At 62.5% G+C, this 16,871-nt stretch carries 14 protein-coding genes and 1 pseudogene; all 15 read left to right on the top strand.

Annotation, left to right across the window (positions count from 1 at the left end):
• Nucleotides 1–252 precede the first annotated feature (252 nt).
• On the top strand, nucleotides 253–642 hold the full coding sequence (locus ACYAS9_RS02635) for an antiterminator Q family protein (RefSeq protein ID WP_459749817.1): 390 nt from the start codon (nucleotides 253–255) through the stop codon (nucleotides 640–642).
• A gap of 457 nt (nucleotides 643–1,099) precedes the next feature.
• Nucleotides 1,100–1,426, top strand: coding sequence for a phage holin, lambda family (locus ACYAS9_RS02630; protein WP_459749816.1), 327 nt, complete (start codon nucleotides 1,100–1,102; stop codon nucleotides 1,424–1,426).
• Nucleotides 1,427–1,475: 49 nt separating this feature from the next.
• Entirely contained in the window at nucleotides 1,476–2,006 is a 531-nt protein-coding gene (locus tag ACYAS9_RS02625) for a hypothetical protein (RefSeq protein WP_463566742.1), read from the top strand.
• Nucleotides 2,003–2,581 carry a phage baseplate assembly protein V gene (locus ACYAS9_RS02620; RefSeq protein ID WP_463566741.1) on the top strand — a complete coding sequence of 193 codons (579 nt, stop codon included), beginning with the start codon at nucleotides 2,003–2,005 and terminating at the stop codon, nucleotides 2,579–2,581. The genes ACYAS9_RS02625 and ACYAS9_RS02620 overlap by 4 nt, the downstream gene beginning before the upstream one ends.
• Before the next feature lie 8 nt (nucleotides 2,582–2,589).
• Nucleotides 2,590–2,880 carry a hypothetical protein gene (locus ACYAS9_RS02615; protein WP_463566740.1) on the top strand — a complete coding sequence of 97 codons (291 nt, stop codon included), beginning with the start codon at nucleotides 2,590–2,592 and terminating at the stop codon, nucleotides 2,878–2,880.
• Between the two features lie 168 nt (nucleotides 2,881–3,048).
• Complete coding sequence (locus ACYAS9_RS02610; protein WP_463566739.1) at nucleotides 3,049–3,375, top strand: GPW/gp25 family protein; 327 nt, start codon at nucleotides 3,049–3,051, stop codon at nucleotides 3,373–3,375.
• On the top strand, nucleotides 3,372–4,250 hold the full coding sequence (locus ACYAS9_RS02605) for a baseplate assembly protein (protein WP_463566738.1): 879 nt from the start codon (nucleotides 3,372–3,374) through the stop codon (nucleotides 4,248–4,250). The genes ACYAS9_RS02610 and ACYAS9_RS02605 overlap by 4 nt, the downstream gene beginning before the upstream one ends.
• Before the next feature lie 2 nt (nucleotides 4,251–4,252).
• Nucleotides 4,253–4,855: a phage tail protein I gene (locus ACYAS9_RS02600; protein WP_463566737.1), complete on the top strand. Its 603-nt coding sequence runs from the start codon at nucleotides 4,253–4,255 to the stop codon at nucleotides 4,853–4,855.
• Nucleotides 4,855–5,838 (top strand): annotated as a pseudogene (locus ACYAS9_RS02595) (phage tail protein); the annotation flags it as partial. The gene ACYAS9_RS02600 and the pseudogene ACYAS9_RS02595, both read left to right, overlap by 1 nt.
• On the top strand, nucleotides 5,812–9,882 hold the full coding sequence (locus tag ACYAS9_RS02590) for a tail fiber protein (protein ID WP_463566840.1): 4,071 nt from the start codon (nucleotides 5,812–5,814) through the stop codon (nucleotides 9,880–9,882). The pseudogene ACYAS9_RS02595 and the gene ACYAS9_RS02590, both read left to right, overlap by 27 nt.
• 9 nt (nucleotides 9,883–9,891) lie before the next feature.
• On the top strand, nucleotides 9,892–10,578 hold the full coding sequence (locus ACYAS9_RS02585) for a tail fiber assembly protein (RefSeq protein ID WP_463566736.1): 687 nt from the start codon (nucleotides 9,892–9,894) through the stop codon (nucleotides 10,576–10,578).
• A gap of 87 nt (nucleotides 10,579–10,665) precedes the next feature.
• A complete protein-coding gene (locus tag ACYAS9_RS02580) occupies nucleotides 10,666–11,826 on the top strand; it encodes a phage tail sheath subtilisin-like domain-containing protein (RefSeq protein WP_463566735.1) in 1,161 nt (386 codons plus the stop codon).
• Between the two features lie 12 nt (nucleotides 11,827–11,838).
• The gene (locus tag ACYAS9_RS02575; RefSeq protein ID WP_459749807.1) at nucleotides 11,839–12,342 is read left to right on the top strand and encodes a phage major tail tube protein; all 504 of its coding nucleotides are present in this window, start codon (nucleotides 11,839–11,841) and stop codon (nucleotides 12,340–12,342) included.
• A 10-nt stretch (nucleotides 12,343–12,352) separates the two neighbouring features.
• Nucleotides 12,353–12,937: a phage tail assembly protein gene (locus ACYAS9_RS02570; RefSeq protein WP_463566734.1), complete on the top strand. Its 585-nt coding sequence runs from the start codon at nucleotides 12,353–12,355 to the stop codon at nucleotides 12,935–12,937.
• A gap of 148 nt (nucleotides 12,938–13,085) precedes the next feature.
• Nucleotides 13,086–16,868, top strand: a complete 3,783-nt coding sequence (locus ACYAS9_RS02565; RefSeq protein WP_463566733.1) for a phage tail tape measure protein — start codon at nucleotides 13,086–13,088, stop codon at nucleotides 16,866–16,868.
• The last annotated feature ends 3 nt before the right edge of the window (nucleotides 16,869–16,871 follow it).

The raw sequence follows: 16,871 nt of genomic DNA, 5'->3' as shown, positions 1-16,871 counted from the left end.
TAAATAAAATAAAGGCATTCCTTTTAAAAGGGTAGTTCGATGACCAGGATTTTTTCTGATCGCCTCGATCAGGGCGCTGGCCAGTCACTACGTTGTCGAGCCGCCAAGCGGCGGTTCGAACGATAAACACAGACAAACTGGTCGCCCCTTCGCCGGGCACCGTACGGGAAGTGGAGAGATCGACATGAGTCACCTCGTTGCGGCATGGCCGCGCAAACACCTGAATGACAACCCAGCACCGCGGAGCGCCGTATGAAGAAGCGTACTTATTCCGGCAAGCCGATGGGCGATACCGAATGGCTGCTCGAACAGTGGGGCTGGTGGCGGATGGACGGCGTGGGGCTGCCACGCTACATCTCGCCTTTATATGCATTGATTCGCGATAACACACCCAGCCAGGGTGGCATCAAGGCGTATACGCTGAGTGACGATCTGGCACTGGTGATTGACCAGGCCGTGGCCAGGCTGAGCAAGCGAGACCAGCAGATGGGCGACTTCGTCTGGTTGTACTTCGGTGCGAAATACCCGGCGCTGCGCATCGGTAAAGAAGCAGGATTAGGTGAGGCCAAGGCCCGCGAGTTGATCAAGGCTGGCGTGGCCTGGATCGATGCCGCGCTGGAGAATCTTCGCGAAGCTGCATAAAAGTGCTTTCCACGCGGATAACCACCTGCTTTTATAGCAACGTGCCCAGGCGATAACGCAACAGGGCACAGACAAACCCCGAACAGTGAGTCGGGGTTTTTGCTTTATAGGCCGTTGATAACGCGCTGAAGATTTTTTGAATAAACGCTTTCCACGCGGATAAAGAGTTGTTTTTATAGCAGCATGCCCGGTTGATAACGCAATCGGGCACAGACAAACCCCGGCCATTGAGTCGGGGTTTTTGCTTTACAGGCAGTTGATAACACGCTGAAAGTTTTTTGAATAAATGCTTTCCACGCGGATAAACAGTTGTTTTTATAGCAGCCTGTCCAGTCGACAACACAGACTGGCACTGCATGAACAACGATTGATACAGCCCCCCCTTATTACCCCCAAAAGCCCTGGCCCGATGCCGGGGCTTTTTCATTTTCACAGCGCCCCCGCCGGGGGTATCGAGATGACCCCTATGCCCGAAAAAGATCCTGTTTTCTGGGCTGCGCTGCTGGCGTGGCTCGCAACTCATCAACCGCAACTCTACGCCGCCGCGATGTCGACGGCGGTGGCGGTGCTGCGCGTCGCTTATGGACGCGGTCCGGCCAGGCAGATGGCCTTCGAAGGCATGCTCTGCGGTTGCCTGACGTTGTGCCTGGTGCCGCTGCTGGACTGGGCGAGTCTGCCGCAGGGCATGGCGACATTCGCAGGCGGCGCCCTGGGGTTTCTGGGCGTCGAGCGTGTGCGGGCCCTGGCCAATCGCTGGGCCGAACGCAAGATCAACGCCAGCTGACCATCACCCTGATGGTGCTGCCTATTCACTTAAAGGATGACTTTCAGCCATGCATGAATTGACGACGTTACATAACGCGATCGAGCAGGCGCTGCGTACCGCGATGCCGCAGTTGGCGCATGTCGAAGCCTTCGCGTTGCCCGACCAGACAGTGCCTGTGCCGGCGGCCTTGTTTGCCCTGGCCAACATGCGCTCGACCACCGACAACGGCAGCGGCAAGACGGCGATAGAGGCGCGATTCAGGGCGCGCCTGCTGGTGGATGCCAGCGGCGAGCGCGCATCCTTGCAGGCCGCCATTCTGGCCGCGCAACTGAGCGAACTGCTGGATGCCCAGAACTGGGGGCTGGAGTTTGTCGAAGCGGCCCGCGATGTGTGGGCCTGGCCGGACACCGCAACACCTGCACAGGACACTTATACGGTCTGGGCGGTCGATTGGGGGCACACGCTGTATATCGGCCAGCTGGCTGAGTGGACGGATGAGTCGCAGCGGATTCTGTTCAATATCGAGCCTGCCTCAAGCACCGGCTCGCCCGAGCAATACGACCCGGCCAGCGAGGCGGCGCAAGGGGTGTCACCGTGAGTTTTGCCAGTGCCGAACACGACCGCATGCTGGCCGGTGTGCTGATGCCATGCGCGGTGGTGGCGGTCGATCTGGGCGCCTCGCCGCCGGTGTGTCGGGTCAGCAACGGTCAATGGACCAGCGCCTGGGTGCGCTGGCACAGCCAGGCCGCCGGCAAGGCCCGGCACTTTCGGGCGCCGAGCCTGGGCGAGCAGGGCATGCTGGTCAGCCCCAGCGGCAACCCTGCATTGGGTACGTTCGTGCCGGGGCTGTACAGCGCCGCAGGGCCGGCGCCGGATAACCGCGATCACGTCGAGGTCTGGGCATTCGATGACGGCGGCTCGCTGGTCTACGACTGGAAGGCCAGGACCTACACCATTGCCCTGCCCAGCGGGCAGGTGCTGGTGAAGGTCGGGTCTTCGCAGCTCTCGATCACCAACAGCACGATCAACCTCACCGGCAAGGTCTCTATCACTGGAGATGTCTCTATCGCCGGACAGGTTGCCATTACCGGCCCGCTGACGGTCAGCGCCGACATCATCGGCGGCGCACGCATCATCGACACCGCCGGCAACACCGCCAATCACAAACACTGAGGTGCCTGATGGATGACGCCAAAGGCCCGATCGATGACATGGGCAGCCTCATGCTGGCGCAGATTGTCCAGCGCCAGATTACCCAGTCTTACGACGCGCACCGCATGCGTGATTTCTGGCGACGCCTGTTCGCCGGCGACAACGACCCGCACGTGTTGGCCGAAGGCATGGTCATGGCCCTGAGTGGCGGCCAGTTCGTGCCACAGCAATGGTCCAGGGGCACGGTGATCAACATCACCGTGCCCGCTGATGCCAGCGCCGAGCAGGTCGCTCGTGCCGTTCAAGGCGTGATCGGCTGAGTCTTTTTTCAACCTAATCCAGCCCGCCGCGTGCGGGCTTTTTCATGCCTGGAGGAACCCATGGCGAGCAAGAAAACCACGGCCGCTAAGGCCATCCATGCCCCGACGGTCATTCATCGCGAGCCCCGCTACAGCGCACGTAACCTGCGCCTTCAGGAGTGACCGGCGATGATCGGAATGGAGCGCCGCACCGGGCAGCCCATTTCTGGCCTGTCCCATCTCAAGCAGTCGATCGAGGACATTCTGACCACGCCGCTGGGCAGCCGGCGGATGAGGCCCGAATACGGCAGCCGCATCCGCCGCTTCGTCGACCTGCCGGTCAACGAGGGCTGGAAAAGCGCGGTACAGGCTGAAGTCGCCCGCGCCCTGGGCCGTTGGGAGCCGCGCATCGCGCTGGACCGGGTCAAGGTCCTGGCCGTGGTCGAGGGGCGTATCACGCTGCTGCTTTCAGGCCGTTATGCCGGCAATGACCTATCCATGGAGGTAACCGCATGATCGATCTGAGCCAATTACCGGCGCCAGAGGTCCTTGAGGACCTGGATTTCGAAGCCTTGTACCAAGAGGCGCTGGGCAACTTTCGCACCGCCATGGGCGATAACTGGGACGCGGCCCTGGAGTCTGATCCGGTGGTCAAGCTCCTGGAAGAAGGCGCTTACCAGACGTTGATGAACCGGGCGCGGATCAACGACGCCGCCAAGGCCTTGATGCTGGCCTATGCCTCGGGTAACGACCTGGACCAGATCGGCGCCAACTACGACGTAAAACGTCTGGTGGTGCAGCCGGCAGACAACAGCGTCGTACCACGGCTGGAACTGATCCTTGAAGAGGATGACGCCTACCGCGAGCGTATCCAGCTGATCTTCGAAGGGCTGACCACCGCCGGGCCGCGCAATAGCTACATTCTGCACGCCCGCAATGCGTCGGCTCTTGTAGGTGATGCCTCGGCTGAGAGTCCGTCACCGGCCAGCGTGGTGGTCACGGTGCAGCACCTGAACGGTGACGGCTCTGTCGACCAGGCGCTGCTCGACACGGTCGCCGCCGCGCTGAATGACGACCGCGTGCGGCCCTTGGGCGACCGGGTGACCGTGCAGGGCGCGCAGGTGATTCCCTATCAGATCAACGCCACGGTTTACATGCAGGGCAGCGGGCCTGAGAACGAAGCCATCCTGGCCACCGCCCGGCAGAACCTGCTGGCCTCGATCAACCCCCGGCGCCGACTGGGCATTACCGTGGCGCGCTCTGGCATCGATGCCTTGCTGCACATCGACGGTGTGGCCTGGGTCGAGCTGACCGGCTGGACCGACATCAAGCCAACCGCTGCCCAGGCGGCGTACTGCACCCGGGTGACGATCGGCAAGGGCGTGGTGTAGCCATGGCCGACTTGCTCCCCCTCAACAGCACACCCCTTGAACGGGCGGTGGCCGCCGGGTTTCGGCATGACATCGATAACCCGCTGCGCACCCTCTACAACCCCGACACCTGCCCGGTGCAGATGCTGCCGATGCTGGCCTGGGCCTGGTCGGTGGACCGCTGGGACGATGAATGGCCCGAGGTGACCAAGCGCGCCGCGTGCCGCAATGCCTACTTCGTGCACCGCCGCAAGGGCACCATCGCCGCGATTCGCACGGTGGTGGAACCCTTCGGCTATCTGCTCAGGGTCGTCGAATGGTTCCAGCTCGACCCCATGGGCAAACCGGGCACATTCGCCCTGCAGATCGGCGTCCAAGACACCGGCATCACCGAGCGCATGTATGGCGAACTGACCTGGCTGATCGACGATGCCCGGCCGGTTTCCAGGCACATGACCGGCCTGGATATCAGCCTGCAGACCACCGGAACCCTGCACTTCGGGGGCCGCACCCTGGACGGCGAAATCCTCGAAATCTATCCCCCGGAACCTCGTGACATCGAGGTCACCGGCAGCATCGGCCGTAACGGCCGGGAAACTTCAATCGACTATTTGGACGTGTACTGATGGCCGACCAGACCTCGCAGTATTACGCCATCCTCACAAACGTGGGGGCGGCCAAGCAGGCCAATGCCGATGCACTCGGCGTGGCGTGGAAAATCACTCATATGGGCATCGGCGATGCCAACGGCACCGAACCGTTGCCCAGCCCGACACAAACCCGCCTGATCAACGAAAAACGCCGTGCGCCGCTTAACGCGCTGTCGGTGGACCCCGGCAACGCGGCCGTGATCGTCGCCGAGCAGATTCTGCCGGCCGAGATCGGTGGCTTCTGGATTCGTGAGCTGGGGCTGTACGACAGCGACGGCGCGCTGGTGGCAATCGCCAACTGCCCACCCTCGTTCAAGCCGCTGCTGGCTCAGGGTTCGGGACGGACCCAGACGGTCCGGATCAACCTGATCGTGAGCAACTCGGCCACCGTCGAGCTGAAAATCGACCCCACCGTGGTCATGGCCTCACGGGCCTATGTCGACCAGACCGTGGCCGCCGAGATCAACAAGCTCGACCACAAGAAATCGGTGCGGGTCGCGACCACGGCCAACATCACCCTCAGCGGTCTGCAAGCCATCGACGGCGTGACCGTGGTGGCCGGCGACCGGGTGCTGGTCAAGAACCAGTCCACCGCCAGCCAGAACGGTCTTTATACCGCCGCCACCGGCTCCTGGCCGCGCACCGCTGATGCCGACAGCAACGTGGATGTGACCCCGATGCTGGAAGTCGGCGTCGAGGCCGGGACCACGAACGCAGACACGTTCTGGTTTCTGAGCACCAATGCACCCATCACGGTGGGCGCCACGGCGCTGGCCTTTCAGCAGTGGTACACCGCGATTCAGGTTGACGCCTTGCTGGCGCCCAAGGCACCGCTGGCATCGCCGGCGCTGACGGGAACACCGACGGCGCCGACGGCGGCTGTCGGGACCAACAGCACGCAGATTGCGACGATGGCTGCGCTGCTACAGGGCATGGCATCGTTCGGTCTGAGCAGTAAGGCTGCGACTGTGAGTGACCTGGATGCGCTGCGCGGCACCTGTTTTTTCGGGTTCAACAACACCGCTGTCGGCGCGGCGCCAGGCGTAAGTTACGACGCGATTGGGTGGCAGGTCGAAGCCTTTGGCCAGCGGACACAGTTCGCTGTGCTGGCAGTGGGAACGGTCTGGATGCGTACTGATGACAGCATGGATTATTCCGGATTTTCGGAATGGTTCAGTCTTGCCCTGGCAGACTCGCCGACATTGACCGGGATACCCCGAGCACCTACGGCGGTAGCGGGCAACAACAGCACACAACTGGCTACCACTGCCTTTGTCCAGGCGGCTTTATCCGCGCTGGTAGGCTCGGCGCCAGAGGCGCTGAATCAGTTGAACGAGCTGGCGGCGGCGCTGGGTAACGATGCCAACTTTTCGACCTCGGTCATAAACATGCTGGCGGCAAAAGCACCTTTGCTCTCGCCAGCCCTGACAGGTAATCCCAAGGCCCCTACGCCAGAGGTTGACGATAATGACACCTCGATTGCGACAACCGCATTTGTGCAGGCCGTACTGGCATCACTTGGGATCGGGCCGGGCTCGGTCAACAGCAATACGTTGGCAACCGGAACCGATCTGAATACGGTGCTGACCTATGGCGTGTATGCACAGCCGTTGGTGGCTAATGCCACGTTGGCATTGAATTACCCGAAAGCTACTGCCGGTACGCTGACGGTCAAGCGCGGCAGTGGCACCTTCGTCAACCAGCAGTATCAGGAATACAACACCGGGCAAGTCTGGACACGCTCGATCCACAATGGCGTAGCGTCGTCGTGGCTGCAGTCGGCCAGTCTCGAGTCTCCCGTGTTCAGCGGTGACCCAAAAGCCCCGACTCCCGCCCAAGGCGATAACGACACTTCGATTGCGACGACGGCGTTCGTGCAGTCCGCCCTGGCAGCCGTAGGCCTGGGTATCACTGGCCCGGCTCCGGTGTTGGGCAATCTGGATGTCACCACGACGCCTTCGGGTTCTTACAGAACGACGCTATCAGGCACCACCGGGACATTTCCCTCGGGCGTTTCCAGTTATGGCCATATGCTCGTCGAGCGCAACGATGCGACGACACTCAAGCAAACCTACTGCCCGGTCGGTAACGTAACAGGCGCCGGTACGGTCTGGACCCGCGTCTATAACACCTTGACGTCGGCGTGGCTTGATTGGCAGTGCTCGGCCAACATCAACTCTCCGGTATTCACGGGCGACCCAAAAGCACCGACGCCGGCGATCACCGATAACGACACCTCGATTGCGACCACCGCATTTGTGCAAGCCTTGCTGGCATCGCTGGGGATCGCGCCGGGCGCGACCAACAGCAACACACTGGCGGCCGGGACCGATCTGAATACGGTGCTGACCTATGGGGTGTATGCACAGCCGTTGGTGGCCAATGCCACGCTGCTATTGAACTACCCGAAAGCCACCGCCGGGACGCTGACGGTCAAGCGTGGCAGTAGCACCTTCATCAACCAGCAGTATCACGAATACAACACCGGGCAAGTCTGGACACGCTCGATCCACAACGGAGTAGCGTCGTCCTGGTTGCAGTCGGCCAGTGTCGAGTCGCCTGCACTTACCGGCACGCCGACCGCGCCAACGGCTGCGGTTGGAACCGATAGCTCGCAACTTGCAACCATGGCGGCGCTATCACAGGGAATGGCTGCATTCGGTGTCGGGGCTCAGATCGCCCCATTGGTCAGTGATCTGGACACCCTTGCAAAGGGCGGTTTGTACAGGACTAACAACGATGCAGCAAATCTGCCGTTTCCCTCAAGCAGTGCGGTTCTGCACCTGCCATACAGCAACACGGCTGCTGTGCAGATCGTCGGTGTTTTCAGTTCGACCGCTAATGCACGATTGTTCTGGCGTGGTAGTTCCAGCAGCGTCTGGAGTAGCTGGCGTGAAGTCGGCAAGCTCGACTCACCTGCACTGACTGGAACGCCAACAGCTCCGACCGCTGAGGTGGGAACCAATACCTCGCAACTGGCTACGACTGCGCACGTACGAGCAACGCTTGCCTCGATCGGCCTGGGGGCTACGGGTGAAGTTACGGTGTTGGCTAGCCTTGACGCCACGACAACCGAATCGGGCTTTTACAAGAGTAATTCGACGGCTACAACCGGCACCTTTCCCGTCGGCGTATCGACCTTTGCGCACATTCTTGTGGAGCGCTATAACGCTGGGGCACTCAAGCAAACCTTTACCCCTGTAGGTAACGTCACTGGTGCTGGCACGGTCTGGACCCGAGTGTGTACCACCTCCACGGGATGGTCTGATTGGCAATGCTCGGCGAATCTCAATTCTCCGGCATTGACCGGAACGCCCACCGCGCCTACGGCGGCTACGGGCACCAGTAATACGCAGCTAGCCAATACTGCATTTGTACAGTCGGCAATAGCGGCTCTGGTCGGATCGGCACCGTCGACACTGAACCAGCTCAGTGAGCTGGCCGCCGCTCTGGGTAACGATGCGAACTTTTCGACAACCATCCTGAGCCAGTTGGCCGGCAAGGCGCCATTGGCCTCACCGGCATTGAGCGGAATGCCGACTGCGCCGACAGCAGCGCTAGGCACCAGCACGACACAACTGGCCACAACTGCCTTTGTACAGACGGTATTGTCGAGCGTCGGGCTGGGTAACAAAGCGCCGAACGTGACTGATTTGGATGCACTGCGCGGCGCCTGCTTTTTTGGCTTCTCGGCAACGGCCACCGGAGCGGTTCCTGGAACCGGTTATGACGCTATTGGCTGGCAAGTCGAAGCGGCTGGTCAGCGTACGCAGTTTGCTGTGTTGGTTCACGGCACGCTGTGGTTCCGAACCGATGACAGCAACGATTACTCAGGTTTCACAGACTGGGCCAGTCTGGCCTTGAGCGACTCACCGACGTTCACCGGTGTGCCCACCGCACCCACCGCCGCCGTTGGAACCAGTAGTACACAACTCGCTACTATGGCTGCGCTGCAGCAGGGCCTCGCCGCCAATGGCCTTGGCGTTATCGGCAATACGGTCACGGTGACCAATGTCGATGATTACACCCAACCTACAGGCCTGTGGCGGACAATCGGTGGCACTTCACCAACGACGGGTACGTTCCCGGCTGGCATCAGTGCTTATGGGACACTCTTCATTGAGCGTTACAGCACTACGGGCGTGAAACAGACCTTCAGCCCCAACGCGAATGCTGCTGGCGCCGGTACAACCTGGGAGCGTTTCTATACCGGCACGGCATGGCTGGAGTGGATTGAAGTCATCAAGCGCACATCGAAGCTCGATGCATCGATGATCAATAGCGGGATGCTGCCGCCGGCACGTCTGGAGCACATCACGGGGGGCAGTGACTGGGTGCGTTTGAACGGCGACCCCAACAACTCGGAGGTTGGCGGTTCCATTCGCGTCGGATCATCGGGCACGCCATACATCACGCTCAACGGTACGACGATTCTGGCCTGGGGGGCGTCTGGTGAGTTGCTGACAGGCTCTGTGCCCTGGTCGAAAGTCACCGGCGGGCCGTCAGAAGCTGGAATGGTTTCAATGTTCGCAATGGCTTCTGCCCCGAGCGGATATCTGAAGGCAAACGGTGCCGCGGTGTCGCGAACTACCTACTCCGTGCTCTTTGCTGCCATTGGTACAACCTACGGCACTGGCAATGGATCTACGACGTTCAACCTGCCTGATCTGCGTGCCGAATTCATTCGAGGTCTGGATGACGGACGCAATATTGATACAGGACGGGTAATCGGTAGCGCACAGGGTTCGCAAAACGCTGAGCACAACCACGTTGCATCTTCTTCGAGCTCCGGTGCGCATACGCACACCGTGAATGTTAAGGGAGACCGTGCTTCTGGCGAGGGTAATCAGGTCTATGGCGATGAGGATTTTTATAAGGACCCCCTGAATCTCCCGACAACCTCGGCTGGCGCTCATACACACACCATATCCGTCAGCCCGTCTGGCGGACCAGAAGCCCGCCCCCGCAACATCGCGCTCCTCGCCTGCATCCGCTACCTGTAAGGAACCCTCATGTCTGACACCCAAACCCCCGACACCCCAAGCGTCATCGACGCGCAGGGCGACTGGTGGACGCTGCCCGGTGCTGAACCTGCGCCGGCGGTGTGCACTTACGATCCACTTACCCGTGAGTTCTTCACGCTGATCCATGCCGACCCCAGTCCGCTGGAGCCCGGCGTCTGGCTCGTTCCGGCGAGCGCCGCAATCATCGAGCCGCCCGAGCGGACCGAGGGTTTTGCGCCGGTGCTAAGCGCTGACGGCAGCACCTGGAATCAGGTGCAAGACCTGCGCGGCCAAACGGCCTACAGCAAGGCGACGGCGCAGCCGGTCGAGGTCACGGACCTGGGGCCGCTGGCTGACGGCTTCACCTTTCTGGTGCCTGTCACGCCCATCGATACCTGGCAAGCCGACGGCTGGGCGCCGGAGCCTGAAGCGTTCAAGGCGCATAACGCACTGCGCAAGGCCTGGCTGGCCGGCTATGCGTCGCAGCAGATCGGCACGTTGCAACGCGCGGTCGAGCTCGACATGGCCACCGAGGCCGAGCAACAGGCGCTTGATGACTGGAAGCGCTATTCGATCCTGCTCAACCGCGTCGACACCGACGCGCCCGGGCTTGCAGCCGATGCCTGGCCACTGGTTCCCGACACTGTCGGGGCGGCAGCCTGGCTGGCTGCACAGGGTTTTGACGCTTCGTACTGACCCTGCGGCCGGATAACGGCCCCACACACCTGTTTCACCCACCCGACCCCGCCTAGTGCGGGTTTTTTCATTTATGGAGTTACCTCTATGAGCTTTTTTCACGGCGTTACCGTCACGGAAGTCGATAACGGTGCCCGCACCCTGTCGCTGCCGTCCTCTTCGATCATCGGCCTGGTCGACCTCTACACCCCGGCTGCGCAGCTCGGGGCACAACCCAATGTGCCGGTCCTGATCACCAGCAACCGCGAAGCGGCTGCGGCGTTCGGTGCCGATGCGCCGATCACCAGGGCGCTGGCGGCGATCTTCAGTCAGGCCGGTGCTGTGGTGGTGGCCGTCGGTGTGGCCGTGGCCGACACCGACGAGGCACAAATCTCGGCCATCATCGGCGGCACCCAGCCCGATGGCCAGCGCACCGGCTTGCAGGCTTTGCTGGACGGTAAAAGCCGCTTCAACGCCCAGCCGCGCTTGCTGATTGCACCCAAGCATTCCGCTACCCAGGCGGTGGCCACCGCGATGCTGAGCCTGGCCAAGCGTCTGCGTGCGATTGCCATCATCGACGGCCCCAACACCACCGACGAAGAAGCCCTGGCCTACGCCGCCAGCTTCGGCGACCGCCGCGCCTACATGGTCGACCCGGGCGTGCGCTATTGGGACACCACGCAGAACGCGACCCGCGACGCCGCGTCTTCGGCCTGGGCCGCCGGCATGTTCGCGCAGACCGACGCCGCTTACGGCTTCTGGGCTTCGCCGTCGAACAAGGAAATCACCGGCATCACCGGCACTACCCGGCCGATCGAGTTCCTGGACGGCGATGAAACCTGCCGCGCCAACCTGCTCAACAACGCCAACATCGCCACGATCATTCGTGACGACGGTTATCGCCTGTGGGGCAACCGCACCCTGTCCAGCGATGCGAAATGGCAGTTCGTCACCCGCGTTCGGACCCTGGACATGGTCATGGACGCGATTCTCTACGGCCACAAATGGGCGGTGGACCGCGGCATCACCAAGACCTACGTCAAGGACGTGACCGAGGGTCTGCAGAACTTCATGCGTGACCTCAAGAGCCAGGGCGCCTTGATCAACTTTGAAGTGTATGCCGACACCGAGATGACCACGGCCAGTGAACTGGCGCAGGGCAAGGTGTACTGGCGCATTCGCTTCACCGACGTGCCGCCGGCTGAAAACCCCAATTTCCTCGTCGAGATCACCGACGACTACCTCACCGAAGTGCTCGACGCCGCTTAAGGAGCGACTCTCATGACCCCAGAAATTCTGTTCAACACCAACCTGATCATCGACGGCGTGTCGATGGCCGGCGATGTACCGCAACTGACCCTGCCGAAAATCTCGGTCAAGGCCGAGGCCTACCGTGCAGGCGGCATGGACGCCGAGATCGACGTCGACATGGGCCTGCAAAAGCTGGAGTCGTCCTTCAGCACCAACGGCATGCGCCGCGAGGCACTGAAGTTCGTCGGCCTGGCCGATCAGACCGCGTTCAACGGCTCGTTCCGTGGCGCGTTCAAGGACCAGAAGGGCGGCTGGAAAGGCGTGGTTGCGACCCTGCGCGGCATGGCCCGTGAGGTCGACAACGGCGACTGGAAACCGGGCGAAAAGGCCGAAATCAAGTTCGCCCTGAGCGTGAGCTACTACAAGCTCGAAATCGACGACCGCCTGATCTACGAGATTGATCCGGTCAACGGCGTGCGGGTGATCGACGGTGTCGACCAGCTGTCGCGGATGCGCACCATCCTGGGCATTTGAGGAAAGCCACATGACCGAGAAAAAAAGTCCCGACTGGCTGCAACTGGCGCCTGACCAGGCGCTGATCACCTTGAGCGTGCCCACGCTCATCAACGGTGTGCAGGTCGACAGCCTGAGCATGGCCTCGCCGACCATTCGCCAGGACCGTGCCGCCCTGGCGCAGGCCAGCGACAGCGAGTCGCGGTATGAACTGCTGCTGTTCGCCAGCCTGTGCCAGACCGGCGAGGCGGACCTGGGCCAACTGGAGGTGCGCGATTACCGCCGCCTCCAGGCGGCTTATGTGCGCCTGACCGAAGACACTCGCGAAGACAATCCGCCGTGGCTCGATGTGGCGCTGGCGCGCACGGTGATCGACCTCAGCGCACCCCTCAGCGTGGGCGGTGTTGCCGTCAACACGCTGACCATGCGCTCGCCGACCATCGAGTTGAGCCGCACGCTCGAAGAGCGGGCCGGGGACGACAGCGTGCGCCTGGAGGCGTTGATGTTTGCCGCCCTTTGCGACGCTGACGAGAAGGATCTGGAGGGGCTGACGCTGCGCGATTATCGCCGCTTGCGTGCCGCCTATTTTCGCCTGGTCGACGAAGACGGGATTTGACACGCCCGGCTTCCAGAAGTCGCTGGCCAGGCGCCTGGCCAAAGAGCTGGGTTTCTCGGCTGGCGAGATTCAGGGCATGTCATTCGCCGATATGGTCTGGTGGCTCAGTGATTGAGCCACCCGGCTGTACGGGCGTTAAGGAGGGACGATGGCCAATAGCGGATTTCCAGATACGAATGTGATCGACGATGTAGCCGGTGCCATGGTCGACATGGCGCTCGGCGAGGTGCAAAGCCGGGTCGACACACTGAAAAAAAGAAGTGAAGAAGCCCAGGCCCTGCAACGCATCATCGGTCAGACGATGCGCTTGCGCAGCGAGTCGAACAAGGCCAGTGCCACCCATGCGCTGAACGCGCGTGAGGTGCGCACGCAACTGGACGCCAACCTTGGCACCTTGCGTGAGCAGGGCGTCGCGGTCGACAGGCTTGAGCAGCATTACCGTTTGCTGGGCAATACCGCGCGTAAAAGCGCGCAGCAAGGCTTGGGTCTACAGCAGATCCAGACTGGCTGGAAAGCCCTGCAAGCCAGTTCTTCGCAGGTGTCCGGCGCTATTGGCATGGCCAGGGTGCCGGTCAAGGCCAGCGCTGACTACCAGGCCCTGATTCGCGGCATTGCGATTCAGGCCGGCGTGGCCAATACACCTGAAGAAGACCAACTGGGGCGCCAGGTCATTACCATTTCCCGTGATACGGGCATGGCACGCAACGATGTGGCCGGTGTGCTCAACCAACTGGTTGCGGCGGGCATGGACCTTCAAAAGGCCCTGCAATACACGCCGGTGGCGTCAAAATTTGTGGTCGGGCAGGAGGCTGGCGCGGGTGACACCGCGAAAATCATCAGCGCCCTGCGTGACCAGGCCGGGATCACCGAGCCTGTCGATATTCAGAAAGCCCTGGAGTCGATTGCCTATCAGACCCAGGCCGGGCATTTCGAAACCGGCGACATGGCCAAGTGGCTCGCCGAGCTGTTGCCGCTCATGAGCCAGCAAGGCACCACGGGACTGGCGGCGGTCAATCAGATCGGCGCGATGTTGCAGGTGCAGACCCGGTCGACCGGCAATGCCGACGCCGCCGGAGCAGAACTCAAAACCTGGGTGTCCGGCATCGGTTCGGCAGACACGGTCAGCGCCTACAAGGCGGTCGGCATCGATTACCGCGCCGAACTGGCTACGCGGCAGCAGCAAGGCCTGTCGCCGCTTGAATCGAGTGTTGCACTGGCTCGCCAGTACCTCGAGAAAAGCAGCCCGGAAAAAGCCCGGCAGATGGCCGAAGGCACCACAAGGATCAGCCAGGAGGCCGACCCTGAGAAAGCCCGGCAGATGCTCAAGACGCTGGAGCAGGCGTTGCTGACCGGCAACGCCTTTGCCGATGTGCAAGTCAAGGTAGCACTGGCCGGTGCCGCGCAGAACGAGCAGCTTTACCAGCAACACAAGAACGGCGGTGCGAACGCCGGCGGGCTGCTTGACCAGAACCTGGGCGAGCGGCGCGAAACCTCGTCGCAGAAGTGGAAGGAAGCCGGCGATGCCACCGATGACGCCATGCGCAGCATCGGTGACAGCCTGCGTCCGGTCACCGATGTGGTGGCCGATACGGTTCGGCAGGTCGCGATCAGTGTCGGCGCCCTGGCGGAACAGTCGCCCAGGGTCGTGCAGGGTCTGGCCGGCGTGGCGGTGGCGGCACTGGCCGTGTTCAAGGGCATTGCGGCTTACCGGCTCGGGCAAGGGCTGGTCAATTTTGCCAAAGGGACGTTGGGCGGCAAAAACAAGGAGCAGCCTGCGCCTGATGCCAGCGGCCCGCCTGACAAAAACAACGGAAAAGCTGCCCGGCGTAGCAAGGGCAACGACACCGCGAAGACCCGCCAACCGGCCCAGCGCCCTGCGGACATGCCGAGCCCGCAGACGGTCAGCCCTGCTGGCAGGTTCGTCTCGCGCTTCTCGGGGCTGGGGTTTTCAGGCAATGGTGCAGGGCTGCAAAACAGTTCAGCCCCGCGCCCGGCGCGCACGCCAACACAGGGCACCGGTTGGCGGGAGGCGGGCGGCAAACTGCTTGCAACCGCGAGTACGGTGTTCCTGGCCGAAAGGCTCGCCAGCCGCCATACGGACCGCGAAGAGGGCAAAGCCGCCGGTGCCGCGCCGGACCAGGCTGTGGCTCCGGTCAGTGCAAGCACGGTCGTGCAACCCGTCGCTGAGCACGAGGTCGGGACACCGGCCGTTGATACCACGGATATCAGCGTTAAACCGGTCGCGGCCCCGGTCGCACTACCGAACCCTGATGACGGTAGCGCCCAGAGCAGCGGTTCTCTGGTGGTTGTGGAGATGCTCGAGGGTGCCCTGAAATCCTTGCATGGCCTGCGCGACACTTCGGCGCCGGCCGAAAAAGGCGGCGTCGATCTGTTCGATGTGGGCTTCAAGAGCCTTGCCGTCACCCGCGAAGTGCTTGAGAAAAACACCGCGCAGGGCAGCGATAGTCCGTTGAGCCTGGGCACGGTGGCGCTGGATGTGCTGGAGGGCGGCCTGAAGGTCGCGGACTCTGTTCGTGGCGAACCCAAGGACGGAGAGCAAGACACGTTCAACCCTATCGACATCGGGCAAAAAGGCATCGCAGCTGCCCGCGAAGTCATGGAAAAAAGGGCGCAGGCGGGCAGTGGCGGCAAGGGCTCACTGGCCTTGGACCTCGTTGAAGGCGGCCTGAGGTTTGCCGGCAAACTGCGCGGCGAGCCCAAGGAAGGCGAAGAGGGCGGGTTCGATCTGGTCGGCACCAGCCTCAAGGTCGTCGATTCCTTGCGCGAATCGATCAGCAGCACCCGCACCGATAACAGCCAGGCGGACACAGCGACTTCTGATGACAGCCCGGTTGATAACGGCAGTGCGGATGCCGGTCAGGATCAGAGCGTCGCCGGTGATGCCGCCAGTCATACCTATGGCGAAGCGGCGGGCGGCGTGCAAAGGGTGTTCGTGGTCAATCTTGACGGACTCAAGGGCGGCGGCGCTGCAAGCTCATCGTCGTCTGCGCAAGCGTCCGATGCCGCTCAAGATCCTGACAATCAGCGCGGGCGTGGCCGGCGGCGTGGGGCGCGCAATCGACGGCGTGCGGGCGCGAATCGGGCGTCCTCCGCTGCGCGAACGCCAGCTGCACCGCCAGCACCTACGCCACCCGAACCCGAGAATGCCCGGGCAGGGCGCTTGAGTCGTGTGACAGACATGGCAGGCAAGGCCGTCGGCGTCATCAAGAAGGCGGTGCCGCTGGCCAGGGTGCTTGAAGCCGGTAATCAAGTGGCGCAGGTGCTGACCAGTGACAAAACCACAGAGGAAAAAGCCGAGGGCATCGGCAGCGTTGGCGGTGGTCTGGCCGGCGGACTGGCGGGTGCCGCCGCAGGCGCTGCCATCGGCTCGGTGGTACCGATTATCGGCACCGCACTGGGTGGCGTGATCGGCGGCATTATCGGCGCCGACGGTGGCGAATGGCTGGGCGGCACATTGGGGCGCTGGTTGGTCAGCGACGACAAAGAGCCGCCAGGTCCTCGTCCGCTGGTGCCCGTCAGCCTGGCGCAAGGCACGGTTTTGCCCTTGAGCACACAAGCGGTCGAGCGGCCGATGAGCAGCATCGAAGCGTTGTCGCGTGATGTTTCGCTGACCCGGCAAAGCGCGGCACTGGAGCAGGCCCGGCAACTGAATGCGTCGTTTCAGGCACCTGTCGCGGGTGCGGTTCCGGGCGGTGCGGGTGCGGTGCCGGCAGGCGCCACGCAAGCGACAACTGCCCAGGCCGCGCCGGCGCCGGTCAACCAGCAGATCAGCATGCCGATCACCGTGCAGGGCGACGTCAAGGATCCGCAGGCGCTGATCCAGTCGTTGCAGCCGTACATCCTCCAGGTGCTTGCACAGTTCAACCACTACACCGGCGATCGACAGTTGTTCGATGCGCCGCATCTGTAAGGA

It is taken from the genome of Pseudomonas sp. HP_08 (genome assembly GCF_055284095.1).
Note: the sequence above shows the minus strand (reverse complement) of the source record. Positions and strands in the feature narration are given on the sequence as shown.

Coding starts and splice junctions, on each gene's coding strand:
- ACYAS9_RS02635 (WP_459749817.1), top strand. CDS start 253: ATGAAGAAGCGTACTTATTCCGGCAAGCCGATGGGCGATACCGAATGG.
- ACYAS9_RS02630 (WP_459749816.1), top strand. CDS start 1,100: ATGACCCCTATGCCCGAAAAAGATCCTGTTTTCTGGGCTGCGCTGCTG.
- ACYAS9_RS02625 (WP_463566742.1), top strand. CDS start 1,476: ATGCATGAATTGACGACGTTACATAACGCGATCGAGCAGGCGCTGCGT.
- ACYAS9_RS02615 (WP_463566740.1), top strand. CDS start 2,590: ATGGATGACGCCAAAGGCCCGATCGATGACATGGGCAGCCTCATGCTG.
- ACYAS9_RS02610 (WP_463566739.1), top strand. CDS start 3,049: ATGATCGGAATGGAGCGCCGCACCGGGCAGCCCATTTCTGGCCTGTCC.
- ACYAS9_RS02605 (WP_463566738.1), top strand. CDS start 3,372: ATGATCGATCTGAGCCAATTACCGGCGCCAGAGGTCCTTGAGGACCTG.
- ACYAS9_RS02600 (WP_463566737.1), top strand. CDS start 4,253: ATGGCCGACTTGCTCCCCCTCAACAGCACACCCCTTGAACGGGCGGTG.
- ACYAS9_RS02590 (WP_463566840.1), top strand. CDS start 5,812: ATGGCATCGTTCGGTCTGAGCAGTAAGGCTGCGACTGTGAGTGACCTG.
- ACYAS9_RS02585 (WP_463566736.1), top strand. CDS start 9,892: ATGTCTGACACCCAAACCCCCGACACCCCAAGCGTCATCGACGCGCAG.
- ACYAS9_RS02580 (WP_463566735.1), top strand. CDS start 10,666: ATGAGCTTTTTTCACGGCGTTACCGTCACGGAAGTCGATAACGGTGCC.
- ACYAS9_RS02575 (WP_459749807.1), top strand. CDS start 11,839: ATGACCCCAGAAATTCTGTTCAACACCAACCTGATCATCGACGGCGTG.
- ACYAS9_RS02570 (WP_463566734.1), top strand. CDS start 12,353: ATGACCGAGAAAAAAAGTCCCGACTGGCTGCAACTGGCGCCTGACCAG.
- ACYAS9_RS02565 (WP_463566733.1), top strand. CDS start 13,086: ATGGCCAATAGCGGATTTCCAGATACGAATGTGATCGACGATGTAGCC.